This is a genomic window from Pseudomonas sp. RA_15y_Pfl1_P11 (assembly GCF_963970975.1).
In the GTDB taxonomy this organism is placed as follows: Bacteria; Pseudomonadota; Gammaproteobacteria; order Pseudomonadales; family Pseudomonadaceae; genus Aquipseudomonas; species Aquipseudomonas tritici.
The window spans coordinates 165,908-192,000 of the sequence record NZ_CAXAOY010000006.1 but is presented as its reverse complement, the minus strand read 5'-3'; the positions used below and the strand labels follow the sequence as shown (position 1 = coordinate 192,000).

Here is a 26,093-nt window from a genome sequence, read left to right as displayed (position 1 = left end):
GGCTGGCATCCGTGCAGCCAGGCCATGATACGCAAGGCCTGCGCCGCGCGCCAAATGAAAAAGGCCACGCAGGCCTTGCGACCAGTGGGGCTGGGGCTCAAACTTTGGCGCTTGAACCTTGGGTGTTTTTCGCAATGATCGAACTTCGTAAACCGTTGTTGAGCGCTGTGTGTTTGCTGTTGGGCAGTCCTTTCGTACTGGCGGCCGACCCTGAGGTCCATTGGCCCAGCGGCTGGCAAATCGAAGAGGTGACGCACGATGGCGACACGCCCGGTAAACCTCGGCCTGTCTCTCGGCAACGGGCGATCAAGAACGATGAAAATGGCGCGACCTTGATGGTCATGGAGTTGACCGGCACGCCGATTGAAGCGGGGCACAATGTTAATCTTCAAGGTGTGCTGCTGGAGATGCGCAAGTCGATTCAGAAAGATTTTGCCAAGGGCGGTTATCAAAGTGTATGCAGCAAGATGCGCCCTACAACATTGAGCCGTCTGGAAGCGCTGGAAACTACTTGTGTGATAACCGAAAACGGGCGTCACGTGCTTTCGCAAACATTGGTCGGCGCGGTTGATGCCGATAAGGCGTATGTTTTTTCATACGCGGGGCAGGCCGAAGCATACGAAGCAAGCAAGGACGAAGTCAGTTCGGTGCGCGATAGCCTGAAACTTTAAGTATGTAGTGCCCATCGATCATGAACATGATGAAACGTTATTTAAGTTCGGTTTCGAACCGCTGAAATAAAAAAGGCCCCGCCTAAGCGGGGCTCTTTGTTAGTGCGGTGTGATCAGCCGCGCAGCCAGGCATCTACAGTGGTGGCGCCGTACTGTTCTTTCCAGGCCTTGAGGCCACGGTGGTTACCGCCTTTGGTTTCGATCAGCTCACCGGTGTGTGGGTTCTGGTAAACCTTGACCACGCGTGCACGGCGCTGTTTTGGTGCGGTAGCGGCAGCAGCGCTGGACTTGCCAGGGTTTGGATCAAGGATGGAAATGATGTCGCGCAGGCCTTTACCATAGCTCTTCATCAGGGCTTGAAGCTTTTCTTCGAATTCGATTTCTTTCTTCAGGCCGGCGTCGTTCTTCAGGGATTCCAGCTGGGCAAGCTGCTCTTGAAGGGCTTTTTCTGCTGCGCGAAATTCGGCGAGTCTGGACAAAATCTGTACTCCAATAATGTTGTTGGCTGATATCAACTGCAGACAAAGCTATAAGCCAAGCGCTTTAAGGCGACCCAAGAAAGAAGTCGTCCTGCGAGTTCTGCACAGGCAGGAAAAATTGTAGTAGTTAATCCGCTGCGAGTAAATCATGTCTTTTGTCTAAATAACATTATTTCAGTGCGTCGCGTGTGTGGTTATTCAATGGCTGGCCAGGGATTTAATAAATTCATCGCAGGGCAAAGGCCTTCCGAACAGATAGCCCTGCAGGAAATCCACACCTTGAGTGGCTAGATAATCACGCTGTTCAGCGGTTTCCACACCCTCTGCAACGATGCCCAAGTCGAGCTTGCCAGACAGTTCTATGATGCTGTCCAGAATATGCCGTGATAGTGCATCGGCGCCGATCATGGCGACAAAACTCTGGTCGATCTTCAAGTAGTCCACATTGAAGTTGCGCAAGTAACCCAGGCTGGAATGACCGGTGCCAAAGTCGTCGATGGCAATCATCACGCCCAGTTCATGCAGCGCGTCGAACAAGCGCCGAGTGATATCGCTGGGCTCGATCAACTCACGTTCGGTCAGTTCGAGCACCAGCGTTACCTGGCCCACGGGGAACGCGGCGAGAAACTCCCGACAGTCATCCACCAGCGCCAGGTCCTGGCAATGGCGTGAGGTGATATTTACGCCGATATGAAAGCCAGGGCTGAAGCGCGCGGCGTGCGGCGCCAATTGCGCGGCGGTCTGGCGCAACAGGGCGCGGGTCATCGGCACGATCAGGCCCGAATGCTCGGCCAGGGGGATGAACAGGTCAGGACGCACCAGGCCTTCCTTAGGGTGTTGCCAGCGCATCAACACTTCGCAGCCGGCCCACGCGCGCGTATCACCGCGCACCACTGGCTGGAAATACGGAATGAATTCATTGGCGCCCAGCGCCCGTTGCAGTTCCTGGGTCGGCGCTGAAGAGCGCTTTTGCAGCCAATGCGCCAGTGCGCCCGCCAGCACGCCAAAGAACACCACCAGGCTGAACAAGGCCGCATACCGGGCCTGCATGTACCGCCACACTTCACCTTTCGGCATGCCAGCGGTGACGCGGTAGTGATAGCGATCGGATACCAACTCATGATGCGCCACCGCAAAAAAGGGTATGGCGGTGTTATGCACCTTGCCATCAGCCCCTAGCCAATTCGGGCCAACTTGCAGGACCAGGTAGGCGTAACGGCTGATCAAGCGCAGAGCGTTGGTCAGGTGATAGCCATCAATCGACGCAAAAGCGGCCTTGTCGCCGTCGACCAACCGGTAAACCAGTAGAGCGGTATTCGGCGTCACCGGGTTGCCATTCATCAGCCATAAGCGGCCGTCGACGTAGTCATCCGGATTGACCGGTGACGCGTATTTATCGCCAAACAGCGAGCTGCAATAGATATTTTTCTGCCAGGACAAGGTGGTCGCGCGCACAAACGGCCGACGCGTGACCTGTTCGCGCAGGGCCAACTGCGCACTGCTGTCACAAGGTTGCCCCGCCAAAGGCAGCAAGGCCTGGGCGGCGAGTGCGGTGTTATCGAGCATCAAGTCGAATTGGCGCAGGGCTTCCTGGGCTGTCTGGGCGGTGCTTTGCTGCAGGGTGCGTTCGGCTTGCCAGTGCAGGATGACCACCCCGAGTGCAATCGGCAGCAAGGCACTCAAGGACGTGATCAAGTAACGCGTGGCGCGTTTTCGCGGGCCGTTAACGGTCAGGGGCATGAAGTGAACGGCCTGTTGCCTGGGTCAGATTCAGTCGATGATAGTTGGCTTGGCCCAAATAAGCTCGTGGTGCCTAGCCATTTGGCCAGTAGCCAGCGCTACAGTTCCAGGCCTTGGGCAATGCGGATAAAGGCGAGGGTTGCGGGGGAAGACTGGCGCCGGTCCAGCACCGCCAGGCCAACGTGGCGTGGCACACGCGGTGACAGCGCGCACTGCACATAACGCTGGTCGCTCCCCGCCGGCAAGGAGGCTTGTGCCACCACGCTCACGGCCTCACCCCGGCTAACGGTTTCCAGCGTGCTCAGCAACTGTGAGCAGCGATAGCGCACGTTTGGCGTCAGCCGCGCCTCGTTGAACAGCCGCACCACCATTTCAGTGGAGCCGGCCTCAGTCAGGGCGAACGGTTCGTTGCACAAGTCCTTGAGGCTAACCTGTTCGCACGCGGCCAGATGATGGTCGGCGGGCAGCAGCGCAACCATCTGGTCCTCGAACAGGGCGAAGGTATCAAAGCGTTCCTGTTCCAGCACCACAAAGCCAATATCGATACGGCGCTCGTCGAGCCATTGGATAACCTGCCTGTCCGGCCCTTCGTCCACATGCACTTCAATGCCTGGGTACGCCAGGCGGAACTGGCTGAGGATCTTCGGCAACAGGTGATTTGAGGCCGTCGGTCCAAAGGAACCGATGCGCAGCGTCCCGCGTTTCATGCCCCGCGCATCCGCCGCTTCCTGTTGCAAGGTGTTCGCCAGGCCAAGCATTGCCCGGGCGCGTCCGAGCAATTGCGCGCCAATATCACTGAGTTCCACCTGAGCCTGGTGACGTCTGAACAACGCCACACCCAGTTCCTGTTCCAGGCCCTTGATTGCATGGGACACCGCCGACTGGCTGATACCCAGTCGGTGGGCCGCGCTGGTAAAGCCTTGCAGCTCGGCCACCTGGGAGAATATTTCGAGTTGGGTCAGGGTCATGAGTAATTACTCATTTTACGATGATGATGTATTACCAGAAGAATGGGCCAACCCTCAAGCCATTAGAGCCTCAGCCTGTGCATTTACACCCGGATCGCATCACTTATATGAAGCTCGCTGCCGTCACCATGATTTGGGGCGGTACCTTCGTGGCCGGTCGCTACCTGGGCGCGGCGGTCGACCCTCTACTGGCGGCCAGCCTGCGGTTTCTGCTGGCCAGCCTGGCATTGCTGGCGTTCATGGGATTTGCGCGCATCCCATTGGCCCGTCCAAGCCCAAGGCAGATGGGACAACTGGTGATGCTGGGTTTTTTCGGTATCTTTTTCTACAACGTGTGTTTCTTCTACGGGTTGCACTACATCAATGCGTCGCGAGCTTCATTGATCGTCGCGTTGAACCCGGCGGTGATCGGCCTGGCGTCCTGGTGGTTATTCAAGGATCGCCTGAACACCCGCAAAATCCTGGGTATCGCGTTATGCCTGACGGGCGCCGCCCTGGTCATCGTCAGTCGCAATCCTCACGTGCTGGGCGAAGCGAACAACACTTGGCGCGGGGATTTGCTGATCTTCGGGTGCGTAGTGGGGTGGGGCGTCTACTCGCTGTTTTCCCGTGGATTGAACCAGAGCCTCGGGCCGCTACAGACGGTGACTTGGTCGATACTGTGGGGCACCCTGATGCTCACCGCGAGCACGCTGATCATGGGCCGCTTCTCGGTCGAGGCGATTGGCAGCCTGCATGCCCCGCAAGTACTGAGCCTGGCGTACCTGGGCGTGCTGGGTTCAGCGCTGGCCTATATCGGCTATTACGAAGGCATCCGCCAAATCGGCGCGACACGTTCCGGCGTATTTATCGCGCTTAACCCGCTAACAGCCGTGATCTCTGGCGCTTTGCTGCTGGGCGAGCCATTGACTGCGCCGATGCTGGCCGGTGGCACGGTGATCCTGCTCGGCATCTATCTGTGCAATAAACCCCTTGCACGTGCCAGGGCGTTGGGGATTTGATAAGAGTACGGACAAATACGGTTACGCTGTGTAGAATCGATTTACGCATACAAGAATATGACTTGCGCTCACGCAAGCCTCGGCCGTCAGAGACTGATGACACCATGAAGCTACTCGGCTCCCCCCTCATCTTCGGTGATTTCCTCGCCCGCAGTGTGCGAGGCCTCTCCTGTGCGCCGCCCGTGCCTCTCATCCTTGCTGGCAATTGAAACCGTCACTAAACAAGAATGATGAGGCGCCAAATCATGGCAGATCTATACGAAAACCCAATGGGCCTGATGGGCTTTGAATTCATCGAATTCGCGTCGCCGACGCCAGGCACCTTGGAGCCGATCTTCGAGATCATGGGCTTCAGCAAAGTCGCGACCCACCGTTCCAAGAACGTGCACCTGTACCGCCAGGGCGAGATCAACCTGATCCTCAACAACGAACCCAACAGCATTGCCTCGTACTTTGCGGCCGAGCACGGCCCGTCGGTGTGCGGCATGGCGTTCCGCGTCAAGGACTCGCAACAGGCCTATAACCGCGCGCTTGAGCTGGGGGCGCAGCCGATTCATATCGAAACCGGCCCGATGGAATTGAACCTGCCGGCGATCAAAGGCATTGGCGGTGCGCCGCTGTACCTCATCGACCGTTTCGGCGAAGGCAGCTCGATCTATGACATCGACTTTGTGTTTCTCGAAGGTGTTGAGCGTAACCCGCAAGGCGCCGGTCTCAAGGTCATCGACCACCTGACCCACAACGTTTATCGCGGGCGCATGGCCTACTGGGCCAACTTCTACGAGAAACTGTTCAATTTCCGTGAAGCGCGCTACTTCGACATCAAGGGCGAATACACCGGCCTGACCTCCAAGGCCATGAGCGCGCCGGACGGCATGATCCGCATCCCGCTGAACGAAGAGTCGTCCAAGGGGGCCGGGCAGATAGAAGAGTTCCTGATGCAGTTCAATGGCGAAGGCATCCAGCACGTGGCGTTCCTCTCTGAAGACCTGGTCAAGACCTGGGACGCATTGAAGAAGATCGGCATGCGCTTCATGACCGCGCCGCCGGACACTTACTACGAAATGCTTGAAGGCCGCTTGCCGAACCACGGCGAGCCAGTGGATCAACTGCAAGCACGCGGCATCCTGCTCGATGGTTCTTCGGTTGAGGGCGATAAGCGCCTGCTGCTGCAGATTTTCTCGGAAACCCTGATGGGCCCGGTGTTCTTCGAATTCATCCAGCGCAAGGGCGACGATGGATTTGGCGAGGGCAACTTCAAGGCGTTGTTCGAGTCGATCGAGCGCGACCAAGTACGCCGTGGTGTGTTGACCGCCGACTAAGTGTAAAAAAGCCCGGCCGAGGACAGGACAGCCTCGGCCGGGCTTTTTATTGCCTGCCAATCAGGCTCCGCGATGACGTACCAAGTGCTTGAACCCTTCAAACACCAGCACCATCACCGCCAGCCAGATCGGAATGTAGGTCAGCCATTCGCCGCCCTTGATCCCTTCGCCCAAGATCAGCGCCACACCGAGCAACAGTACCGGCTCTACGTAGCTGAGCAGCCCGAACAGGCTGAACGCCAGCAAACGACTGGCGATGATGTAGCTCACCAGCGCCGACGCACTGATCAGCCCCAGCAGTGGAATCAACGCGTACAGCTTCGGGTAGGCATCCAACACCGCAAAACCTTGCTCGCCACTCTGCACAAACCACCAGGCAACCGGCAGCATCAGCGCCATATCCAGCCAGAGCCCACCCAGATGATCGGTCTTAAGGTATTTGCGCACGACGAAGTACACCGGGTAGCCGATGACCACCACCAACGTTGCCCAAGAGAAACCACCGGCCTGGTACAACTCGTTGAGCACCCCAAGGCCTGCAAAAAATACCGCGACCCGCTGCAAGTACGAAAGCTGTTCGCCCCACACCAGGCGGCCGGTCAGCACCATGGTGAGTGGCAACAGGAAGTAACCCACCGACACATCCAGGCTGCGCCCGTTCAATGGCGCCCACATGAACAGCCACAACTGCACGCCCAGCAAGGCCGAAGACACCAACACACCGGCAATCAAGCGCGGCCGGTCCGCCAACATCCGCACCAACTCCCACACCCGTCGCCATTCGCCGCTGACGATCATGAATACCGTCATGCAGGGCACGGTGAGCAACATGCGCCAGCCGAAAATTTCCAGGCCGCTCAAGGGGGTCAGCAATGATGTGAAGTAATACATCACGGCAAACAACACCGAGGCCAAGACCGATAACACAACACCTTTAGACACACTGTCCTCGCGAAAACCATTGATACACAAGAGGGGGGGATTTCAGGAGGGAGATTATGGTGCTTTTGGCGGGAGAGGGTTGCTCTGTTTTGGGGCGGTTTTCAGGAAAATTTCTCGCGGCGGTCCATAAATTGAGCCCGATCTTGCGCGCGAAGCAGGTGAAATGTGGGAGCTGTCGAGCCCCCACATTTGATCTTGTGTTCACCACAAAAGCCTAGGCGCGTGCCACGCGGCCCGAAACAAAATGCCCCACATCGTTGAACCCCGGTGTCGACGCATGCCCCGGCGTCACCAGCGAATCAATGAACGCTTCATCTTCCGCCGTGATCTTCACATCCAGGGCGCCTATGTAGGCATCCCACTGCGCCTCGGTGCGTGGCCCGACAATCGCCGAACTCACCGCCGAGTTGTTCAACACCCAGGCAATTGCGAACTCGATAATCCCGACGCCGCGCCCTTGGGTGTATTGCTGGATCTGCTGGGCGATGCGCAGTGACTCCGAGCGCCATTCTGTTTCCAGGATGCGTTTGTCCTGGCGCGCCGCGCGGCTGCCGACCTCGGGGGCCACGTCCGGGGCATATTTGCCGCTGAGCACGCCCCGCGCCAGTGGGCTATAAGGCACCACGCCCAAACCGTAGGCCGCCGCGGCGGTGATCTGCTCGACTTCGGCCTGGCGGTTGACGATGTTGTACAGCGGCTGGCTGATCACGGGTTTGTTTACGCCCAGGCGTTCGGCCATGCGAATCACTTCGGCAATGCGCCAGCCCCGATAGTTGGACAAGCCCCAGTAACGGACCTTGCCCTGGCGGATCAGGTCGCCAATCGCCGACACCGTCACGTCCAGCGGCGTGTTGTGGTCCTCGCGGTGCAGGTAATAGATGTCGAGGTAATCAGTGTCCAGGCGCGTGAGGCTGGCTTCCAGTGCGTTGAAAATGTGCTTGCGACTCAGGCCGCTGCGGTTGGGAAGGCCGTCCGGCGGGCCGAACCCGACTTTGGACGCCACGATCCAGTCTTGACGTTGCCGGGTGATAGCGTCGCCGACGATTTCCTCGGAGCGTCCGCCCGTGTAGACGTCGGCCGTGTCAATAAAATTGATGCCCTGGTCCCAGGCCTTGTCGATGATGCGCAGCGAGTCTTCGGTGTTGGTCTGTTCGCCAAACATCATGGTGCCCAGGGTCAAGGCGCTGACCTTTAAACCGGATTGGCCCAATGTGCGGTAAATCATGGGTGACTCCTCAAGGCGGGAAACGTGCCCCTTGCAATACCAGACTCAAAGGCTCTGCGACAAGCCCTCTGCGCGTTTCTTCATGTGCTCAGCAAGGCCTGACAACGCACATGTAAAAAACGATGCAGTACCTTCACCCGTTCCGATACTTGCAGGCGGTGGGGGCACATCAGATTGAACGGCGTCGGTTCGCCTTGCCAATCAGGCAGCAATGGCACCAGCCGACCGGCTTTGATGTCGCGGGCAATATCCAGATTGGCTTTGTAGGCGATGCCGTGACCGGCCAACGCCCAGCGCCGGACGATTTCGCCGTCATCGCTCAAGTAATCGCCCGTGACCTCGACCTCCTGAAGCAGCGCGCCCTGGCGAAAGTACCAGGTACTGTTGGCCCGGCCCTGACGCATATAGCGCAACGTGTTGTGTTACGCCAGATCGGCTGGTGTTCGGGGCGTGCCGTGGCGTGCCAGGTAATCCGGGCTGGCACAGGGGATGCGGTGGTGATCGGGCACCACTGGCAGTGCCACGAGGCTGGAGTCTCGGGGTACGCCAAAACGCAAGGCAATGTCCACGGTGTCGCGGAACAGGTCGGCATTGCTGTCGTTGAGCAGCAATTGCAGGCGGATGAGGGCGATGCTCGCTGCCGCTGGAGTCAAGCCCAAGCTTCGTGCGGCGGCAGACAGGCTGCCGCCGCGCGTGGTGCACAGGTGGTAGTCGCCGGGCGCCGCTTGGCGTCCGGCGTCGAAAACGGCCTGCGCAGCGAACCGGTGGACGTCACCGACACGGCGTCGCTGCAACGCTTGTTCGAAAGCGTGGGGCGCTTTGATCACCTGGTCTATACCTCCGGGCCGAGCGTACGCGCCAGGACCTTGCTCGAAACTGACTTGCTCGAGGCTCAGGACAACTTCAACGTGAAGCTGTGGGGCTCGCTGCGGGCTATCCAGCAGGCACTGCCGTTTCTCGACGAACACGCCAGCATCTGCCTGACCTCCGGGCAGTTGGGTCGAAAACGGGTGCCTGGACAGTTCATCAAGGTCGGCATCAACGCCGCGACCGAAGCGCTGGGCAAGCAATTGGCCAAGGAATTGGCACCGCGTCGGGTCAATGTGATCAGCCCCGGGGTGATTGATACGCCAGCGTATGCAGGGTTGGCTGAAGACCAGCGTCTGGCCATGTTTGCCAAGGCGGGCGGTGGGTTGCCGGTCGGTCGGGTAGGGCAGGCGGAAGAAGTGGCGGCGGGGTATGTATTGGCCATGGAAAACGGATTTCTGACCGGCGCCGTCATCGACATCGACGGCGGCGGCCAGCTGTGAACGCCGGACCAACATGTGGCAGCAGGCAAGCCTGCTCCCACACGGACTGCATTAGGCCTTCAGGGTTCGCGTCATCTGCAACGCCAACACACTACCTGCAACAATCACCGCCGCCAGCAGGTACATCGCCATGTCCGTAGACCCGGTGGCATCCTTCACAAACCCAACGATATACGGGCTGAGAAAGCCAGCCATCTGGCCCATGGAGTTGATCAACGCCAACCCGGCCGGCGCCGAGGCCGTACACGGTTTCGCTGAATTTCAAGGCATCAAGCATCTGCAATTTGGCAAAGCCAACGTTTACCCGGTCGAGGTAATTGAGCAGGTAGCAGATGAAAATGAAGGGGATCAAGCGCAGGGTGATGCGTTTGTAGATGGCGTTTTTATCGTCATCGGTGGCCAGTGCGGTAGCGGCGCTCTGTGATATGGCGTTCTCTCTTTATTATGATTTTTCGCGACGCGAGGGTAACGTTGATCGCCCAAAGAGTCTCGGCCACCTGGCAGGCTGCTGTCTTTGTGCTTGCGCACAGCCAACCCTGCTTTGCGCTGTGCCTATGAACAACCCGCTTCCTAAGGAATTTAGCCCCATGTTCGAGCTGGATCATGACTTGGCGCAGAATATCGTCGATCGGACCATGGCGATTCTGCCCTACAACGTCAACGTCATGGACAGTCAGGGCCTGATTCTCGGCAGCGGTGAGCCTGAGCGTATCAACACCCGCCATGAAGGCGCGCAACTGGTGCTAGCCAATGGGCGCGTGGTGGAAATCGATGGTCAGACCGCCAAGCACCTCAAGGGCGTGCAACCGGGCATCAACCTGCCGCTGATGCACGACCAGCGCCTGATTGGCGTGCTGGGCATTACCGGCGAACCGGAAGGCCTGCGCACCTATGCCGAACTGGTGCGTATGACCGCCGAAATGTTGGTGAGCCACCGCCACCAGCAGGCCGAACAGCAATGGCGTCGTCAGCGTTGTGATGACTTGCTCGCCTTGCTGTTGGCCGAAACCGGCGACTCGCCGCGCCTGGTGGATGAAGCCCAACAGTTGGGCCTAAAACCGCAGCTGGCGCGCACGCCATATCTGTTTGAGCTGGGCGCGGGGCAATCGGCAGAGGCCTTGAGTGCCTGGCTGATCTCGCGTTATCCGGACAGTTGGTGCGTCAGCTTGGCGCAATACTCATTGCTGTGGTGCCGGCCGGCGTCGTTACAGGTCGATAACCCTCGCTTGCTGGAAAAACTCGAAGGGCTGGGCTGGAATATCCTCCGCGTGGCCGTTGGCGGGCAAGCGGACGGGCTGGCTGGGTTGCGCCGCTGCTATCGACGCGTGGGAGACCTGCTCGCCTATGGTCGCGATGTATTGCCGCAGTCGCGCTTGCTGACGCTCAACCGTTATCGCCTGCCGGTGATGCTCTGGCGCCATCGAAATGATGATGCGCTCGATGAGTTGCTCAACCCCCTGCGCAAAGTCCTCGCCAAGGACAGCAACGGCCAACTGCTGGCAACGCTGCGCAGTTGGTGCGAACACGACGGGCAAAGCCAGGCCTGTGCCGATGCGCTGGGCATTCACCGCAACAGCCTGCGTTACCGCATGGAGCGCATCGCCGAACTCAGTGGTGTCGACCCGCTGACCCTCGACGGCATGCTCGCGCTCTATCTGGGCGTGCAGCTGCTGCCCCAGGCTTTGTCGCAATGAACAACAAAGCGCATCCGTACTTGTGCATTGGACTGGCGTCAGCGGCGGTGCCAACTGGCAGCATGGGCGTTATAAAAACCGGAGAAAGCCCATGAAAATCATCATCGCCCCCGACTCGTTCAAGGACAGCCTGAGTGCCGAGGGCGTCGCCCTGGCCATTGCGGCCGGGTTGGCTCAGGTCTGGCCGGATGCACAGTTGATCCAGTGCCCGATGGCGGATGGCGGTGAAGGCACGGTGGATTCGGTGCTTGCGGCCTGTAATGGCGAACTGCGTCGCCAACGCGTGAAAGGCCCGCTGGGTGGCACGGTTGAGGCGCGCTGGGGCTGGCTGGCCGATAGCCATACCGCGATCATCGAAATGGCTGAAGCCAGCGGCCTGCAGTTGGTACCGCCAGGCCAGCGCGATGCGTGCTCCAGCAGCACCTACGGCACCGGCGAACTGATCCGCGCTGCGCTGGACCTCGGCGCCCAGCGCATCATCCTGGCGATTGGCGGCAGTGCCACCAACGACGGTGGCGCCGGTACGATGCAGGCCCTGGGTGTGCAACTGTTTGACGCTGAGGAACACGCCTTGGCGCCGGGTGGCTTGGCGCTGTCCGGTCTGGCGCAGATTAACCTTGAACAACTGGACCCACGCCTGGCCCAGGTACGCTTTGAAATTGCCGCCGACGTGAACAATCCTCTGTGCGGTCCCCAGGGTGCGTCTGCGATCTTCGGCCCGCAAAAAGGCGCCAATCCCCAGCAAGTCCAACAGCTGGACGCCGCCCTCGGTCACTTTGCCGACCACTGCGCCAAAGTGCTGCCCAAAGACGTGCGCGACGAACCCGGCAGCGGCGCCGCCGGCGGCCTGGGCTTTGCCGCCAAAGCGTTCCTGGGTGCACAGTTCCGTGCCGGCGTGGACGTGGTTGCCGACCTGGTGGGCCTGGACACAGCCGTACGTGGCGCCGACCTGGTGATTACCGGCGAAGGCCGTTTCGACGCCCAGACCCTGCGCGGCAAGACGCCGTTCGGCGTGGCGCGGATCGCCCGGCAGCACAAAGTGCCCGTGATCGTGATTGCCGGCACCTTGGGCGATGGCTACGAGCAGATGTACGCCCACGGCGTGGACGCCGCATTCGCCTTGCCTTCCGGGCCGATGAGCCTGGAGCGGGCGTGCAGTGAGGCGCCGCGCCTGTTGAGTGAGCGGGCGGCAGACATCGCGCGGGTGTGGCGCACCGCTTCCAGGCACTGACGTAACGCCTCCTACATGGGACAATCCGCGTCTTTTCGACACGGAGAGTCCCCATGCTGCGCCCCGCACTCCTGGCCCTGATACTGACCGGCGCCACCGCTCCAGCCTTCGCACAAGCCCCCTCGGAAACCGTACCATTGCTGCGAGAAATCAAGGAATGGGTGGTCGGTTGCGACAACTTGCGCAACTGCCATGCCCTCAGCGCACCCAGCGGCGTTGATGAAGAGGCCTACAGCTCGCTGACGTTGCACCTCTGGCACCAAACCGGTCCGCAGGGGTATCTGCGCCTACGCTTGGATCACCGTGGTGAACCCGTGGACCTTTCCACCTTGCTGCTGGACGGTCAGCCGCTGGGCCTGGCGTTGACCCGCGATTTGCACGTTGAGTTGGACGATCAGGGCGGTGATCCCGAGGTGCAGTCCTATGGGGTGATTGAGGACGCTTCGGCGCGGCGCTGGTTACGGCGTTTGCGCAACGGTCAGCAACTGCAGTTGCCAAGCGATGAGCACGCGCATGTGTCATTGAGCGGGCTGAGTGCTTCGCTGTTGTTGATGGATGCGGTGCAGGGGCGCGTGGATAACGTGACGGCGCTGGCCCGACCCGGTAAGGGCGCGGCCAATGAGGTGCCGCCACGCCTGCCGACGCCGGTGCTGCGCACATTCGTTTCACCGCCGCCGTTAAACGCGCAGGAGCAGGCGGGCCTGGTAGCGGTCGCGTTGAAGGCGGCCACGCCCGAGGGTGACTCTGAAGCACAAGCAGGTGCCTTGACCGCGCAGCAAGCGATGACCGTGGTGAGGTACGACTGTGCGGCCTACAACTGTGAGTACGACGTCAACAGCCGCCAGCGACAAGCGCCCTACGCAGAAACGCCTCTCAATGTGCAACCGTTGCCCCTGGATGGCGCCGCGCTGCAAGGCTCGGTGTGGTATGACGAAGCCTCCGGCACCCTGAGTTATTTCTACAAGCAGCGTGGAATCGGTGATTGTGGTGGCGCAGGCTCCTGGGTGTTTGACGGCGAGCGTTTCCAGCTCAGCGAGTTTCACATCATGCCGCGCTGCACCGGGGTCGCTTCGGGGGATTGGCCAGCATTGTGGTCGACCACGCCGGCGCCCTAGCCATCGGGCAGGCTTGACCCCTACACTGGCCGGCCACGTGTTTTTCAAAGGATGAAACGCAATGCACACACCTGAACCCCATATCGTCATCCAGCGCTTCACCGAGGCTCACCTTGAAGGCGTCGCTGCGCTCTATAACGAACCGGCTGTATGCCGTCAGGTGCTGCAAATGCCTTTCCAGTCGGTCGAGGCGTGGCGTAACAAGCTGGTCCAGGACAATGAGCGCCGGCTACAGTTAGTGGCGGTGCATGGGGGTGAAGTGATCGGCCAGCTGGGTCTTGAGCAGTACCTGCGTGTACGCCGGGCCCACGTCGGGTCCTTCGGCATGGGCGTCGCGACGGCGTGGCAGGGCAAGGGGGTTGGCTCCCGGTTGTTGACTGCCGCGTTGGACGTCGCCGACAACTGGATGAACCTGCGCCGAGTAGAACTTACCGTGTACGCCGACAACGAAGCGGCGCAAGGGCTGTACCGTAAGTTCGGTTTCGAGGTCGAAGGCGTATTGCGCGATTACGCCCTGCGCGATGGCAAACTTGTCGACACCGTGAGCATGGCGCGTCTGCGCAAGTCGGCTTAATTCCCTAAAGCAAACGCCACCGCAGCGGCTGCATGCAGCTCGGTGGTGTCCAGCAACGGCAGGTCGCTGTGTTCGGGCTTGATCAGCAGGCTGATTTCCGTGCAGCCGAGGATGATCGCCTGGGCGCCACGAGCGGCCAGGGACTCGATCACACCTTGGTAAACCTTGCGTGACGCATCACTGATCACGCCAACACACAATTGCTCATAGATGATCCGGTGCACGGCCTGGCGCTCGTCCGCCTCAGGCACCAGCACGGTCAAACCCTGGGCGGCCAGGCGCGACGTGAGGAAATCCTGCTCCATGGTGAACGCGGTGCCGAGCAGCCCGACCGTCAGCGTGCCAGCTTCCACGGCCGCCGCGCCCGCCGCATCGGCAATATGCAGGAACGGAATCGACACCGCAGCTTCAATACGTGGCGCCACCAAATGCATAGTGTTGGTACACAGCACTACACATTCAGCACCGCCCGCCTGCAAACGGCGCGCGGCCTCTTCGAGGATCAGCGCGGCGTCGTCCCAGCGGCCGGCGTGTTGGGCCTGTTCCATCGGGCCGAAATCCACGCTGTACATCAACAGTTGCGCCGAGCGCAACGGGCCGAGCGTGTCGCGCACGCGTTGGTTGATGAGGCGGTAGTACTCGGCGCTGGACTCCCAGCTCATGCCGCCGATAAGGCCGATGGTGCGCATGCGATGCTCCTGACACGGGAAGTCGCTTCACCTTACGCATTGACGCCTGCATAGTCATACGCAGTTGTCCGCGAAATGACCGGTGCAGTTTCACATGTTCTGGTTGACCAGCCCGGCTTGGCCTCTTGCGGCGCCACCTCCGGGTCATCGGCGAAAGGCATCAAGCTGGCGTCATCCAGGCTCTTGTCCGACTGACCGCGCAAGCAGTACTCCACCGCGTCATACAGGCACACCACCATCAGCAAGCCCCGCATATCAGGCGATCCGCGCATCAAGCTGGGCCAGTTTCAAGTCCGCGACGCGTACCGTGCGCCAGGTGTTGGAGGCCATCAACACCATCCCGGTGAGAAAGAACACGCCACCGGCAAACCGCACCACAAACCCCGGATGACTGGCCTGCAAGGCTTCGACAAACGAATAAGTGAGGGTGCCGTCATCGTTGATGGCCCGCCACATCAGGCCCTGGGTAATGCCGTTGACCCACATCGAGGCGATGTACAGCACGGTGCCAATAGTTGTCAGCCAGAAATGCAGGTTGATCAGCGCCACGCTGTGCATCTGCTCGCGGCCGAATACCTTGGGGATCATGTGATACAGCGAGCCGAAGGTGATCATCGCCACCCAGCCCAGCGCTCCGGCGTGCACGTGGCCGATGGTCCAGTCGGTGTAGTGGGAGAGGGCGTTGACGGTCTTGATCGCCATCATCGGCCCTTCGAAGGTCGACATGCCGCAGAACGCCAGGGACAACACCAGGAAGCGCAGGATCGGGTCGGTGCGCAACTTATGCCAGGCACCCGACAACGTCATCATGCCGTTGATCATCCCGCCCCAGCTCGGTGCCAGCAGAATCAGCGACATTGCCATGCCCAAGGACTGTGCCCAGTCCGGCAGGGCGGTGTAGTGCAAATGGTGCGGCCCGGCCCAGATATACAGGGTGATCAGCGCCCAGAAGTGCACGATGGACAAACGATAGGAGTACACCGGCCGTCCGACTTGTTTCGGTACGAAGTAATACATCATTCCCAAAAAGCCAGTCGTCAGGAAAAACCCTACGGCGTTATGCCCATACCACCACTGCACCATGGCATCCGTCGCCCCGGAATACACCGGGTATGACTTGAACCAGTCCACCGGGATCGCCAGGTGGTTGACCACATGCAGCATGGCGATCACCAAAATGAATGCGCCGAAAAACCAGTTGCCCACATAGATGTGTTTGGTTATGCGCCGTACCACGATGGTGAAAAACACAATGGCATAGGCCGCCCACACCACGGTCATCCACACCGCGCCGGAGAACTCGATCTCAGCGTACTCGTTGGTGGTGGTGTAGCCCAGCGGATCAGTTGCCAAAATGCCTGCAGTCTATGGCCCAGAAATTCCAAGGCCTTGGCGTCAGTACGGCTCATGCCCAATGGGAATGGCGAGGTGCTGACCGTTAAGTCAGACACGCCGGCCACTGCACTTCGTTGTTTTGCCGGCGTTAGTCGCGCGGCCGGCCACCGCATCTGCCATGATTGAGCTTCGCAACCTGGCTCACCGGAGGAGATCCGCAATGGACGATGTACAGCAACTGGGCGAGATGCTTCGTCATTACGCCGATAGCGAGGCGCATAAAAAACAGCAATTCGACCTGCAGTCGGCCCGCTGGGCGCAAAAACTCGACGCGTTGTTCGGGCAAATCGAGCAATGGCTGGAACCCGTGAAAACGGTTGGGTTGCTTGAAGTGCACCGTGAGCCTTACGTGGCCAGCGGCCCAAGCATCCCGGTGGAGACGTCGACCTTCAAGACCGAGAAACTGACCGTGCAGATCACCGGCAAACCGGTGGAGTTCGTGCCGGATGTGATGGGTGTGGGTGGGTTGATCTGCGTCTCCGTCATGGGGTTGACCGCCGCGCGGCATGGCAGCGTTTCCCTGGTGTTGCCTGCGGATAAAAACGATTGGCTGTGGAAGAAGACCAATGGCCTTAAAGACCCGGACACGTTCGGCTTTGACGCAAACTTCCTGTCGTTGCAGTTGCAGAGCCTGATTCCTCGCGAACGCGGCTGAACGGCAGGGCTATTTGCCCAGGATTAGCTATACCTAAAGCTCAATGTTCCAACGCCGACCGCCAGGGAGTTCAATAATGAGATTAAGGCAAGTCATTACCGTGCTGTGTGTCGCTTCGCTTGGATTGGCGGGCTGTGCCAGCAAGATTACGCAACCCGATGAATACTCGGGTTTTCTCTCGGACTACAGCCAACTGAAGGAAGCCCAGTCGCCTTCGGGCGCCGAAGTGATGCGTTGGGTCGACCCAACACTGGATTTGAGCCGCTACCATGCGGTGTTCGTCGAACCGACACAGTTCTACCCCAAGCCCCAGGCCACTGCGAAGATTCCGCAGAGCACCCTGCGTGGCATCAACGATTACTATAACCAGGCGCTCAAGCGTGAACTGGCCAAGTCGTTGCCCCTGGCCAATGGCCCAGGCCCAGGCGTCATTGTGGTGCGCGCGGCGATTACGGCGATCGGCAGCAAGACCGAAGGCCTCAAGCCCTATGAGTTTATTCCGGTCGCCCTGGTGGCGGCGGCGGTCAGTACCGGTACCGGCATCCGTGACCAGGAAACCACCCTGGGCACCGAAGCGCAGTTTCTCGACAGCGCCAATGGCAAGGTACTCGCCCAAGTGGTACGCAAAGGCACCGGCAAGCCGTTGGCCAATGATTCCCAAGTGATGCAGTCCAGCGATGTGAAAGGCGTTATCGACGGCTGGGCCTCGGACCTGCACCAGTCCTATATGAAGCTGAAAAAGCACTGAACCTCAACCCCGTCCTGGCCGGGTCGTTGTGGTCACAACTGCCGGCCAGTCGCTGCTACTTCAGGGGGGTCAGGGGTGGGAGCTTCCATTGGCCATTAACCGCTTCCGGCTTGGGCAGGTAAATGCGCAGGACCGCGTAGAAGGGCGCGGGCGGCGCGGGCAGCCAATTGCTCTGTTCAGCCTTCGGCGGTTCGTGGTGTTGCAGCGCCAGTGTCACGCCGCCGTCGGCGTCGCGCTTGAGGTTGGGCAGCATCCGTGAATTGATCAGGTGGCGTTTCTTGTGGTTGGGCACCAATTGCCCGTTCTTGGCTTCATACATCGTCAGCGACCAGAACGCATCGGCCGGTGGCAGTTGGTCTTTGGCAAAGTGGACGGTGTAGCTATGACGCGCACCATTGGCCGGTTTGCCTTCGCTGTCGACGGAGTACGTCATGTAGCTGACTTCTTCGGCCGAATTGCCGAACAAACGCTGCATAGCGCCGGCGTAGCGGTACAGGTAGTTGTTTTTCAGGCGATCACGGCTGCCATGCAGTTCGCCACTGGTGACCTGAAGGGTGTCGAGCTTGTCTTTCTTGAATGCTGCAAACTCGGCTTTGCCATCTGCGATGCCTTGTTGCAGGGCTTTGCGTTGTTCCGCGCTGAGTTGGCTGACCTTGAAGGGCGCGCCAGGCGCGATGCCGATGGTGGCAAAGCGGGCCAGCAGGTCTTTCTCGCTGTCCTGAGGTTTTGCGTAGGCGAGCATAAAGTTGAGGTAGCGAAACAGTTGCGGGCTGTCTGTCATGGCCGCCGTGGGCTTGGGCCACTCGATCTTTGCCACCTTGGCCGGTGCGGCTTGCTTCACATAGCCGCTCAGCGGCTGCACCTTGTAGCCGTTCTGGATTTGCTTGACCTTGTTCAGGTCTTTTTCATCAAACAACTGCGTGCGGTAGAGCGCGTAGACCAGATTGCTTTCGCTGTAGATCACCCGGTCCACATCCACAGGCTGCTGGCCCTTCCAATCAGGACCCGCGACCATGTAGTGGCCGCCATGATTGCCGGTGCTGCGAGTGCCCAGGTACGCAATGTTCTGGCTATAAAGGTCGATCAACTGCACCGAGTAATAGCGATCGTCCTCAATCCCGGGCAACGTCAGCACCATCGGCTCCCTGCGCAGGTCCATCCAGACGAAGGAATAGGGCGTGTCAGGGGTCGCGTTGGCCTGCGTGGTGTGTTTCGGGCTGAGCACTTGGGCGGAATGCCCCAGTCGGTTGATCGGCGCCTTGAAGTTGGCGCCGCCTTGATCAACAGCCTGGGTATAGAGCGTCTTGTACATCTCCACCACCGGGTAGCCATACAGGTAGGCTTCCTTGGCAATCGCCCGGGCCTCACTCGGTGTTGCCGTGAAGTCAGCCCAGGCGCCGGTACTCATGAGTATCGAGAGGCTCGCCAACAGCAGGCGCGTCGGTTTTCCAATCATGTTGTTGCGTCCTTCGTGAGTGCGTTTTGAAGAATGAGTAGGGTTGGCGCGGGGAAACGCCGAGTTTCCGGTTTTATTCGTCGAAGGTCACGTTAATCTCTGAGCATCTGACGCAAAAATGCCGCCCATGAAGGCGGCACTGAAGACAAGCCGGGATTACAGCGCAGGCAACATCGATTTGACTTTGTCGCGCAGTTGATCGATGGAAAATGGCTTGGCGATGACCTGCATGCCTGCAGACACGTCGATATTCTCGGCATAGCCGCTGGCGAACAGGATTGGCAGGGCAGGGCGCAGTTCGCGGACCTTGGTCGCCAGTTGCTTGCCATCCATGTCTGGCAGGCCAACATCGGTCATCATCAGGTCGATCACCTGGTCAGTGTTTTGCACCAGTGCCAGCGCCTCTTGCGCATCGGCCGCCTCTACCACACTGAATTCCAACTCCTCCAAGACATCGACGATGAGCATGCGCACGATGGCATCGTCTTCGACGACAAGGATGGTGGAGGTGACTGCAGACATAATCGAATTCCCAAAAAAGGCGAGGGTTTACACGCGGCCGTTCTGACAGGCCTCTTCCTTGAGTAAGCGGGCACTTATGACAAGTTCCCGCTGGCCGTAAAAACAATGCGATAGGAAAGACTAGAGAGAATAGCGGGTTCCTTCGCAGGAATCTGTACAAAACCGTTCTAGAAAAATAGTCTTGCCCGCCACTTTGCGGCAAACTCCCGGTTTTTCCACCTTTGGCCAAGGCATTTCCATGACTCCCGCGTCGTCCGTCGATGAAAAGAGCTTTCGTAACCTCCTGAGCCGAAACGTTGCACTGCCCCTGGGTGTGGGTGTGCTCAGTGCAGTGTTTTTCGTCATGCTGATCACCTATCTATTGTCGGTGATCCAGTGGGTGGAACACACCGATCGGGTTATCAATAACCTCAATGAATCGTCCAAGCTGACGGTGGACCTGGAAACCGGCATGCGCGGCTTCCTGATCACCGGTGACGAGCATTTCCTCGACCCCTACGAAGTGGCCAAGCCGCGAATCCTCGCCGACCTGCGCAATTTGCAGGCGCTGGTGGCGGACAATCCGCAGCAGGTGGACCGTCTCAAACGCTTGGAAGCATTGCAGGCCGAGTGGAACAACTATGCCCAGTCGATGATTGATCTGCAGCGCACGAGCGGCGACTACCGCGGTGCGATCAAGGCCGGCCGCGGCAAGCGCCTGACTGACGAAATCCGCAAGGAATATGACGACGCGGTGGCGATGGAGCAGCAGTTCCGCATCGCCCGTAATGAAGATGTCACCCGCACAACGGTGATCAGTGTCACCCTGTACTTGGCCTTCGTGTTGGGGTTAAGCGGCTTCCTGGCTTATATCGGCCGTAAGAATCTTGTTTCATTATCAGACAGTTACAGCGAAAACCTTGCGTCGCAACAGAAGATCGCACGACGCCTGGAACGGCAAGCCTGGCTGCGCAATGGCCAGACCGAACTGGCTGAACAGGTCCTCGGCCAACTCACCGTGAACATGCTTGGCCGCAATATCCTGCAATTCTTTGCCCAGTACATGGGCTCGGCCGTGGGCGCGTTGTACGTGCGCGAAGAACACGGCGGGCTCAAGCGCGTGGCCACTTACGGTTTCTCCCGCGAGCAAGAGCAACGGGAGCAGGCCATCTACAGCGATGAAGGCATCGTCGGGCAGGCTGCCCATCTGGATCGCCTGATTCGCCTAGACGACGTGCCGGTGGATTATTTCAAAGTCAGCTCCGGCCTGGGCGAGGGCGCTACCCGCAGCGTGCTGGTGGTGCCGACCAACAATGACGAGCGGGTCAACGGGGTAGTTGAGCTGGGTTTCCTGCGCCCGTTGGAAGAGCGTGACGTAGAGCTGCTGGAGCTGATCTCCAGCAATATCGGCACCTCCATCGAAACCGCTCGGTATCGTCAACGCCTGCAGGAAGTGCTGGCCGAGACCCAGCAGCTCAACGAAGAGCTGCAAGTGCAACAGGAAGAGCTCAAGACCGCCAACGAAGAGCTGGAAGAACAGTCACGCATCCTCAAGGAGTCCCAGGCCCACCTGGAAACCCAGCAGGCTGAGCTGGAGCAGACCAACGAGCAACTGGCCGAGCAAACCGAAACCCTCGCCGAACAGCGCGACGCCATGGACCGCAAGAATATCGAGCTCAACCAAGCCCAACTCGCACTGGAAGATCGCGCCGAAGAGCTGCAGCGCTCCAGCAAGTACAAATCTGAATTCCTCGCCAATATGTCCCACGAGCTGCGCACACCGCTGAACAGCTCGCTGATCCTGGCCAAGTTGCTGGCCGAGAACCCCCAGGAAAACCTCAGTGCTGAGCAGGTCAAGTTTGCCGAGTCGATCTATTCCGCCGGCAATGACTTGCTCAACCTGATCAACGACATCCTGGACATCTCCAAGGTCGAAGCCGGCAAGCTGGAAGTGCGCCCGGAAACCTCCAGCGTGGCGCGCCTTGTAGATGGCCTGCGCGGGATGTTCGAGCCGCTGGCGGCCGATCGTAAACTGGGTTTCCAGGTGGACGTGCAGGAAGGTACGCCGACCCTGCTGTTTACCGACCGCCAGCGTCTGGAGCAGATCCTGAAAAACCTGCTGTCCAACGCGCTCAAGTTTACCGAGCAAGGCGAGGTCAGCCTGTCGGTGTCACGCGCACCCCGGGAGGGCATTGCTTTCACGGTGCGCGATTCCGGCATCGGTATCGCCCCGGACCACCAGGAAAGCATCTTCGAAGCCTTCCGGCAGGCCGACGGCACCACCAACCGCCGTTATGGAGGCACCGGCCTCGGGCTTTCTATTTCCCGCGACCTGGCCACCCTGTTGGGCGGTTACATCAGTGTGACCAGCGAGCCAGGCAAGGGCAGTGTGTTTACCCTGGTAGTGCCGGAGCAGTATGTAGAGCGCGAAGCAGACGCGGCACCGATCGAACAACCACGCCAAGCAGTAGTGGTGCCTGCGCCAGTGCCGGTCAAGGTGTCACCGCTGCCGGTGGCGGATGCCAAGCAGATCCCGCGTTTCGCCGACGATCGCGACAAGGCCCCGTTCACCACGCGCTGCATCCTCGTCGTGGAAGACGAGCTGAACTTCGCCCGCATCCTGTTCGACCTCGCCCACGAGCTTGGTTATAACTGCCTGGTGGCCCATGGCGCAGACGAAGGCTACAGCCTGGCCGAAGAGTACATCCCTGACGCGATCCTGCTGGATATGCGCCTGCCGGACCATTCCGGGCTGACCGTGCTGCAACGCCTTAAAGAACACGCCAACACCCGCCATATCCCGGTGCATGTAATTTCCGTGGAAGACCGCGTCGAGGCGGCCATGCACATGGGCGCCATCGGTTATGCCGTCAAACCTACCACCCGCGAAGAGCTCAAGGACGTCTTTGCCCGCCTGGAAGCCAAGCTGACTCAGAAGGTCAAGCGCGTACTGCTGGTGGAAGACGATGACCTGCAGCGCGACAGCATTGCCCGCCTGATCGGTGACGATGACATCGAGATCACCGCCGTTGGCTTCGCCCAGGAAGCCCTCGACCTGCTGCGCAACCATGTCTACGACTGTATGATCATCGATCTCAAGCTGCCCGACATGCTTGGTAACGAGCTGCTCAAGCGCATGGCCACTGAGGATATCTGCTCGTTCCCGCCGGTGATCGTCTACACCGGGCGCAACCTGACCCGCGACGAAGAGGCCGAACTGCGCAAGTATTCGCGCTCGATCATCATCAAGGGCGCGCGCTCGCCGGAGCGCCTGCTGGATGAGGTCACACTCTTTCTGCACAAAGTCGAGTCCCAGCTGTCCCATGATCGCCAAAAGATGCTCAAGACTGCGCGCAGCCGCGACAAGGTCTTCGAGGGGCGCAAGGTCCTCTTGGTTGACGACGATGTGCGCAACATCTTCGCCCTGACCAGCGCCCTGGAGCACAAGGGCGCCGTGGTGGTCATTGGGCGCAATGGCCGTGAAGCCATCGACAAACTCAACGAAGTCGAGGATATCGATCTGGTGTTGATGGACGTGATGATGCCGGAAATGGACGGTTACGAGGCTACCGCCTTAATCCGCCAGGACCCGCGCTGGAAGAAGTTGCCGATCATCGCAGTGACGGCCAAGGCGATGAAGGACGATCAGGAACGCTGCCTGGCCGCCGGCTCCAACGATTACCTGGCCAAGCCGATTGACCTGGACCGCCTGTTTTCTTTGATTCGCGTGTGGCTACCGAAGATGGAACGCATTTAAGTGGAGCGACGTTTTTTGGAAACAAGCAGTGACATTGAGTTGCGCCTGTTGATTGAGGCGATTTACCTCAAGTACAGCTACGACTTTCGCGACTACTCCGGTGCGTCGGTCAAGCGCCGCGTGGCCCACGCGTTGCGCCAGTTCGACTGTGCGACCATTTCCGCCTTGCAGGAGCGTGTGCTGCACGATCCGGCGGCGTTCATGCAGTTGCTGCAATTTCTGACGATCCCGGTGAGCGAGATGTTTCGCGACCCGTCTCACTTCCTGGCGATCCGCCAGGAAGTGGTGCCATTGCTCAAGACCTACCCGTCGATCAAGATCTGGATCGCCGGCTGCAGCACGGGCGAGGAGGTGTACTCCATGGCCATCCTGCTGCGTGAAGAGGGTTTGCTGGAGCGTACGATCATCTACGCCACGGATATCAACCCAGCGTCGCTGGATAAAGCCAAGCAAGGCATTTTCTCCCTGGAAAACGTACGAGCCTACACGGCCAACTATCAACAGGCGGGCGGGCAACGTTCATTTGCCGACTACTACACGGCAGCCTACGATTACGCGATCTTCGATAAGACGTTGCGCGAGAATGTCACGTTCGCCGACCACAGCCTGGCGACTGACAGTGTATTCTCAGAAACTCAATTAATTTCGTGTCGTAACGTGTTAATTTACTTCAATAAAAGGTTGCAAGATCGCGCGTTTGGATTGTTCCATGATTCGCTGTGCCATCGCGGCTTTCTGGTGCTGGGCAGTAAGGAAACCCTAGATTTCTCCGCGTACGGCAAGCAGTTCGAGCCTTTGGTCAAACAGGAACGGATCTACCGAAAACTATGAATCAAGCGGCTGCGAGCCCGGCATCGGTCCGGGGCATAGAGGCTATCGTCATCGGTGCGTCTGCCGGTGGCGTGGAAGCCTTGTTGACGGTCTTCAGCGAGTTGCCAGCGGATTTCGGCTTGCCGATCATCACCGTGCTGCACTTGCCGGATGAACGTCGCAGCCAATTGGCCGAGGTGTTCGATCGGCGTGTTGCCATGCGAGTGGTGGAGGCCCGTGACAAGGAAATGCTCAAGCCCGGCACCCTGTACTTCGCCGGCCCCGGCTACCACCTGTCGGTGGAGCAGGATCGCAGCCTGTCCCTGAGCCAGGAAGACCGTGTGCACCACTCGCGACCGGCGATTGATTTCCTGTTTGAATCGGCCGCCGATGCCTACGGCAAAGGCTTGATGGCTATCCTGTTGACCGGCGCCAACCATGACGGTGCCCGGGGCCTAGCCCACGTCAAGCAGCAAGGTGGAACGACTGTGGTGCAAGAACCCACTGAAGCACGCATTGCTGTGATGCCCCGTGCAGCGCTGGCGCTGCACACACCCGACCACATTCTAACGTTGGGCCGGATTGGCTCACTGCTGGCTTCCCTGGAATATTCCCCATGTTAAGTACTGTCGAGGCCAAACTGCTGATCGTCGACGATCTGCCGGAAAACCTGCTGGCCCTCGAAGCGCTGATCAAGCGCGAGGACCGGCAGGTGTTCAAGGCATTGAGCGCTGACGAGGCCTTGTCCCTGTTGCTGGAGCACGAGTTCGCCCTGGCGATTCTCGATGTGCAGATGCCCGGCATGAATGGTTTCGAGCTGGCCGAATTGATGCGTGGCACCGAAAAGACCAAGAACATCCCGATTGTGTTTGTCAGTGCTGCCGGCCGTGAGCTCAATTACGCCTTCAAGGGCTACGAAAGCGGCGCCGTGGACTTCCTGCACAAGCCGCTGGATATCCATGCGGTCAAGAGCAAGGTCAACGTGTTCGTTGACCTGTACCGTCAAAGCAAAGCAATGAAGCTTCAGGTAGAAGCGCTTGAGCGCAGCCGTCGCGAGCAAGAATTGTTGCTCTCGCGCCTGCAGGCCACGCAGGCCGAGTTAGAGCAGGCGGTCCGTATGCGTGACGACTTCATGTCAATCGTCGCCCACGAAGTGCGCACGCCTCTCAATGGCCTGATCCTCGAGACCCAACTGCGCAAGATGCACCTTGCCCGGGATAACGCCGCCGCATTCACCCTGGACAAGATGCACGCCATGGTCGACCGCGACGAGCGCCAGATCCAGAGCCTGATTCGCCTGATCGAAGACATGCTCGATGTGTCGCGCATCCGCACGGGCAAGTTGTCGATACGCCCGGCGCGTTTCGACCTGGCGCAGCGTGTGAGCAACCTGGTAGATAACTTCGGCCCCCAAGTGGCGGCGGCGGGCTCTTCCATGGAACTGATCGTCGACGGCCCCGTGGAAGGCAACTGGGACGAGTTCCGCATCGAGCAGGTGGTCACCAATCTGCTGACCAACGCCTTGCGCTATGGGGCCAAGAGCCCGGTGGAGGTGCGCGTGTACAGCGAACACGGCGAAGCTCGCGTGGAAGTGCGTGATCACGGGATCGGTATCAGTGAAGACAACCAGAAGCGCATCTTCCAGCAGTTCGAGCGTGTGTCTGCCAGTCAAGTGGCCGCCGGCCTGGGCCTTGGGCTGTTCATTTCCGAGCAGATCGTAGCGGCCCATGGCGGCACTATTGAGGTCGAGAGCCAGATAGGCGAGGGCGCCTTGTTTCGGGTGTGTTTGCCCCTTGAGGCATTGGCATGA

General features: G+C 59.6%; 22 protein-coding genes and 5 pseudogenes. 14 read left to right on the top strand and 13 right to left on the bottom strand.

Going from position 1 to position 26,093, the window contains the following annotated elements; all coding sequences use genetic code 11:
- Positions 1–134: 134 nt before the first annotated feature.
- Positions 135–671: a DUF4946 domain-containing protein gene (locus AACY44_RS09950; protein ID WP_339439033.1), complete on the top strand. Its 537-nt coding sequence runs from the start codon at positions 135–137 to the stop codon at positions 669–671.
- 113 nt (positions 672–784) lie between these two features.
- Here the strand turns inward: AACY44_RS09950 and AACY44_RS09945 are convergent, their stop codons facing one another.
- From AACY44_RS09945 to AACY44_RS09935, 3 genes are all read right to left on the bottom strand, one after another.
- Positions 785–1,150, bottom strand: coding sequence for a histone-like nucleoid-structuring protein, MvaT/MvaU family (locus AACY44_RS09945; protein WP_339416256.1), 366 nt, complete (start codon positions 1,148–1,150; stop codon positions 785–787).
- Positions 1,151–1,348: 198 nt separating this feature from the next.
- A complete protein-coding gene (locus AACY44_RS09940; RefSeq protein WP_339416257.1) occupies positions 1,349–2,890 on the bottom strand; it encodes an EAL domain-containing protein in 1,542 nt (513 codons plus the stop codon).
- Between the two features lie 98 nt (positions 2,891–2,988).
- A complete protein-coding gene (locus AACY44_RS09935; protein WP_339427514.1) occupies positions 2,989–3,858 on the bottom strand; it encodes a LysR family transcriptional regulator in 870 nt (289 codons plus the stop codon).
- A gap of 107 nt (positions 3,859–3,965) precedes the next feature.
- On the opposite strand from AACY44_RS09935, the gene AACY44_RS09930 reads away from it, so the two are divergent.
- Positions 3,966–4,859 carry a DMT family transporter gene (locus AACY44_RS09930; protein ID WP_339416259.1) on the top strand — a complete coding sequence of 298 codons (894 nt, stop codon included), beginning with the start codon at positions 3,966–3,968 and terminating at the stop codon, positions 4,857–4,859.
- A gap of 245 nt (positions 4,860–5,104) precedes the next feature.
- Positions 5,105–6,181: a 4-hydroxyphenylpyruvate dioxygenase gene (gene hppD / locus AACY44_RS09925; protein ID WP_339416260.1), complete on the top strand. Its 1,077-nt coding sequence runs from the start codon at positions 5,105–5,107 to the stop codon at positions 6,179–6,181.
- A gap of 60 nt (positions 6,182–6,241) precedes the next feature.
- On the opposite strand, the gene rarD is transcribed toward hppD, so the two are convergent.
- The 3 genes and pseudogenes from rarD to AACY44_RS09910 all read right to left on the bottom strand — a co-directional run.
- On the bottom strand, positions 6,242–7,123 hold the full coding sequence (gene rarD, locus AACY44_RS09920; RefSeq protein WP_339416261.1) for an EamA family transporter RarD: 882 nt from the start codon (positions 7,121–7,123) through the stop codon (positions 6,242–6,244).
- A gap of 214 nt (positions 7,124–7,337) precedes the next feature.
- Entirely contained in the window at positions 7,338–8,348 is a 1,011-nt protein-coding gene (locus AACY44_RS09915; protein ID WP_339416262.1) for an aldo/keto reductase, read from the bottom strand.
- Positions 8,349–8,428: 80 nt separating this feature from the next.
- Positions 8,429–8,971, bottom strand: a pseudogene (locus AACY44_RS09910) (substrate binding domain-containing protein); the annotation flags it as partial.
- A 54-nt stretch (positions 8,972–9,025) separates the two neighbouring features.
- Between AACY44_RS09910 and AACY44_RS09905 the strand changes: the two are divergent.
- Positions 9,026–9,658: pseudogene (locus AACY44_RS09905) on the top strand (SDR family oxidoreductase); the annotation flags it as partial.
- Positions 9,659–9,709: 51 nt separating this feature from the next.
- Here the strand turns inward: AACY44_RS09905 and AACY44_RS09900 are convergent.
- Both AACY44_RS09900 and AACY44_RS09895 read right to left on the bottom strand, forming a co-directional pair.
- Positions 9,710–9,862 carry a hypothetical protein gene (locus AACY44_RS09900; RefSeq protein ID WP_339436366.1) on the bottom strand — a complete coding sequence of 51 codons (153 nt, stop codon included), beginning with the start codon at positions 9,860–9,862 and terminating at the stop codon, positions 9,710–9,712.
- A gap of 22 nt (positions 9,863–9,884) precedes the next feature.
- Positions 9,885–10,085, bottom strand: a pseudogene (locus AACY44_RS09895) (MFS transporter); the annotation flags it as partial.
- Between the two features lie 160 nt (positions 10,086–10,245).
- Between AACY44_RS09895 and AACY44_RS09890 the strand changes: the two are divergent.
- The 4 genes from AACY44_RS09890 (at position 10,246) to AACY44_RS09875 (ending at position 14,272) form a co-directional block, all read left to right on the top strand.
- The gene (locus AACY44_RS09890; RefSeq protein WP_339530167.1) at positions 10,246–11,352 is read left to right on the top strand and encodes a sugar diacid recognition domain-containing protein; all 1,107 of its coding nucleotides are present in this window, start codon (positions 10,246–10,248) and stop codon (positions 11,350–11,352) included.
- A 91-nt stretch (positions 11,353–11,443) separates the two neighbouring features.
- Positions 11,444–12,583, top strand: a complete 1,140-nt coding sequence (locus tag AACY44_RS09885; RefSeq protein ID WP_339530165.1) for a glycerate kinase — start codon at positions 11,444–11,446, stop codon at positions 12,581–12,583.
- 53 nt (positions 12,584–12,636) lie between these two features.
- Complete coding sequence (locus tag AACY44_RS09880) at positions 12,637–13,698, top strand: DUF1176 domain-containing protein (protein WP_339530163.1); 1,062 nt, start codon at positions 12,637–12,639, stop codon at positions 13,696–13,698.
- 61 nt (positions 13,699–13,759) lie between these two features.
- Positions 13,760–14,272, top strand: coding sequence for a GNAT family N-acetyltransferase (locus AACY44_RS09875; protein WP_339416273.1), 513 nt, complete (start codon positions 13,760–13,762; stop codon positions 14,270–14,272).
- On the opposite strand, the gene AACY44_RS09870 is transcribed toward AACY44_RS09875, so the two are convergent.
- The 3 genes and pseudogenes from AACY44_RS09870 to AACY44_RS09860 form a co-directional block, all read right to left on the bottom strand.
- The gene (locus AACY44_RS09870; protein ID WP_339530161.1) at positions 14,269–14,961 is read right to left on the bottom strand and encodes an aspartate/glutamate racemase family protein; all 693 of its coding nucleotides are present in this window, start codon (positions 14,959–14,961) and stop codon (positions 14,269–14,271) included. The two genes, AACY44_RS09875 and AACY44_RS09870, sit on opposite strands and share 4 nt — an antisense overlap.
- 107 nt (positions 14,962–15,068) lie before the next feature.
- Positions 15,069–15,215, bottom strand: a pseudogene (locus tag AACY44_RS09865) (cbb3-type cytochrome c oxidase subunit 3); the annotation flags it as partial.
- Between the two features lies 1 nt (position 15,216).
- Positions 15,217–16,317: pseudogene (locus tag AACY44_RS09860) on the bottom strand (cbb3-type cytochrome c oxidase subunit I); the annotation flags it as partial.
- 199 nt (positions 16,318–16,516) lie between these two features.
- Here AACY44_RS09860 and AACY44_RS09855 point away from each other — a divergent pair.
- Positions 16,517–17,011 carry a hypothetical protein gene (locus tag AACY44_RS09855; RefSeq protein WP_339530159.1) on the top strand — a complete coding sequence of 165 codons (495 nt, stop codon included), beginning with the start codon at positions 16,517–16,519 and terminating at the stop codon, positions 17,009–17,011.
- A gap of 76 nt (positions 17,012–17,087) precedes the next feature.
- Entirely contained in the window at positions 17,088–17,759 is a 672-nt protein-coding gene (locus AACY44_RS09850; RefSeq protein ID WP_339416278.1) for a DUF3313 domain-containing protein, read from the top strand.
- A gap of 55 nt (positions 17,760–17,814) precedes the next feature.
- Here AACY44_RS09850 and AACY44_RS09845 read toward each other — a convergent pair whose 3' ends face one another.
- Positions 17,815–19,215 (bottom strand): DUF1254 domain-containing protein, encoded by a 1,401-nt coding sequence (locus AACY44_RS09845; protein WP_339436358.1) that lies wholly within the window; start codon positions 19,213–19,215, stop codon positions 17,815–17,817.
- 156 nt (positions 19,216–19,371) lie between these two features.
- A complete protein-coding gene (locus tag AACY44_RS09840; RefSeq protein ID WP_339416282.1) occupies positions 19,372–19,737 on the bottom strand; it encodes a response regulator in 366 nt (121 codons plus the stop codon).
- 238 nt (positions 19,738–19,975) lie between these two features.
- Here AACY44_RS09840 and AACY44_RS09835 point away from each other — a divergent pair, with 238 nt between their 5' ends.
- Genes AACY44_RS09835 through AACY44_RS09820 form a run of 4 tightly spaced genes read left to right on the top strand, consistent with a single transcriptional unit; the run spans position 19,976 to position 26,093 of the window.
- Positions 19,976–23,473 (top strand): response regulator, encoded by a 3,498-nt coding sequence (locus AACY44_RS09835; protein WP_339530157.1) that lies wholly within the window; start codon positions 19,976–19,978, stop codon positions 23,471–23,473.
- Positions 23,474–24,304: a CheR family methyltransferase gene (locus AACY44_RS09830; RefSeq protein WP_370467866.1), complete on the top strand. Its 831-nt coding sequence runs from the start codon at positions 23,474–23,476 to the stop codon at positions 24,302–24,304.
- Positions 24,301–24,906 (top strand): chemotaxis protein CheB, encoded by a 606-nt coding sequence (locus AACY44_RS09825; protein WP_339416285.1) that lies wholly within the window; start codon positions 24,301–24,303, stop codon positions 24,904–24,906. The genes AACY44_RS09830 and AACY44_RS09825 overlap by 4 nt, the downstream gene beginning before the upstream one ends.
- Positions 24,900–26,093, top strand: a complete 1,194-nt coding sequence (locus AACY44_RS09820; protein ID WP_339496985.1) for a hybrid sensor histidine kinase/response regulator — start codon at positions 24,900–24,902, stop codon at positions 26,091–26,093. The genes AACY44_RS09825 and AACY44_RS09820 overlap by 7 nt, the downstream gene beginning before the upstream one ends.

Bases quoted from the DNA above. Each gene is read 5' to 3' on its own strand.
- AACY44_RS09950 (WP_339439033.1), top strand. From the start codon at position 135: ATGATCGAACTTCGTAAACCGTTGTTGAGCGCTGTGTGTTTGCTGTTG.
- AACY44_RS09940 (WP_339416257.1), bottom strand. From the start codon at position 2,890: ATGCCCCTGACCGTTAACGGCCCGCGAAAACGCGCCACGCGTTACTTG.
- AACY44_RS09935 (WP_339427514.1), bottom strand. From the start codon at position 3,858: ATGACCCTGACCCAACTCGAAATATTCTCCCAGGTGGCCGAGCTGCAA.
- AACY44_RS09930 (WP_339416259.1), top strand. From the start codon at position 3,966: ATGAAGCTCGCTGCCGTCACCATGATTTGGGGCGGTACCTTCGTGGCC.
- hppD (WP_339416260.1), top strand. From the start codon at position 5,105: ATGGCAGATCTATACGAAAACCCAATGGGCCTGATGGGCTTTGAATTC.
- AACY44_RS09915 (WP_339416262.1), bottom strand. From the start codon at position 8,348: ATGATTTACCGCACATTGGGCCAATCCGGTTTAAAGGTCAGCGCCTTG.
- AACY44_RS09900 (WP_339436366.1), bottom strand. From the start codon at position 9,862: ATGGGCCAGATGGCTGGCTTTCTCAGCCCGTATATCGTTGGGTTTGTG.
- AACY44_RS09890 (WP_339530167.1), top strand. From the start codon at position 10,246: ATGTTCGAGCTGGATCATGACTTGGCGCAGAATATCGTCGATCGGACC.
- AACY44_RS09885 (WP_339530165.1), top strand. From the start codon at position 11,444: ATGAAAATCATCATCGCCCCCGACTCGTTCAAGGACAGCCTGAGTGCC.
- AACY44_RS09880 (WP_339530163.1), top strand. From the start codon at position 12,637: ATGCTGCGCCCCGCACTCCTGGCCCTGATACTGACCGGCGCCACCGCT.
- AACY44_RS09875 (WP_339416273.1), top strand. From the start codon at position 13,760: ATGCACACACCTGAACCCCATATCGTCATCCAGCGCTTCACCGAGGCT.
- AACY44_RS09870 (WP_339530161.1), bottom strand. From the start codon at position 14,961: ATGCGCACCATCGGCCTTATCGGCGGCATGAGCTGGGAGTCCAGCGCC.
- AACY44_RS09855 (WP_339530159.1), top strand. From the start codon at position 16,517: ATGGACGATGTACAGCAACTGGGCGAGATGCTTCGTCATTACGCCGAT.
- AACY44_RS09850 (WP_339416278.1), top strand. From the start codon at position 17,088: ATGAGATTAAGGCAAGTCATTACCGTGCTGTGTGTCGCTTCGCTTGGA.
- AACY44_RS09845 (WP_339436358.1), bottom strand. From the start codon at position 19,215: ATGATTGGAAAACCGACGCGCCTGCTGTTGGCGAGCCTCTCGATACTC.
- AACY44_RS09840 (WP_339416282.1), bottom strand. From the start codon at position 19,737: ATGTCTGCAGTCACCTCCACCATCCTTGTCGTCGAAGACGATGCCATC.
- AACY44_RS09835 (WP_339530157.1), top strand. From the start codon at position 19,976: ATGACTCCCGCGTCGTCCGTCGATGAAAAGAGCTTTCGTAACCTCCTG.
- AACY44_RS09825 (WP_339416285.1), top strand. From the start codon at position 24,301: ATGAATCAAGCGGCTGCGAGCCCGGCATCGGTCCGGGGCATAGAGGCT.
- AACY44_RS09820 (WP_339496985.1), top strand. From the start codon at position 24,900: ATGTTAAGTACTGTCGAGGCCAAACTGCTGATCGTCGACGATCTGCCG.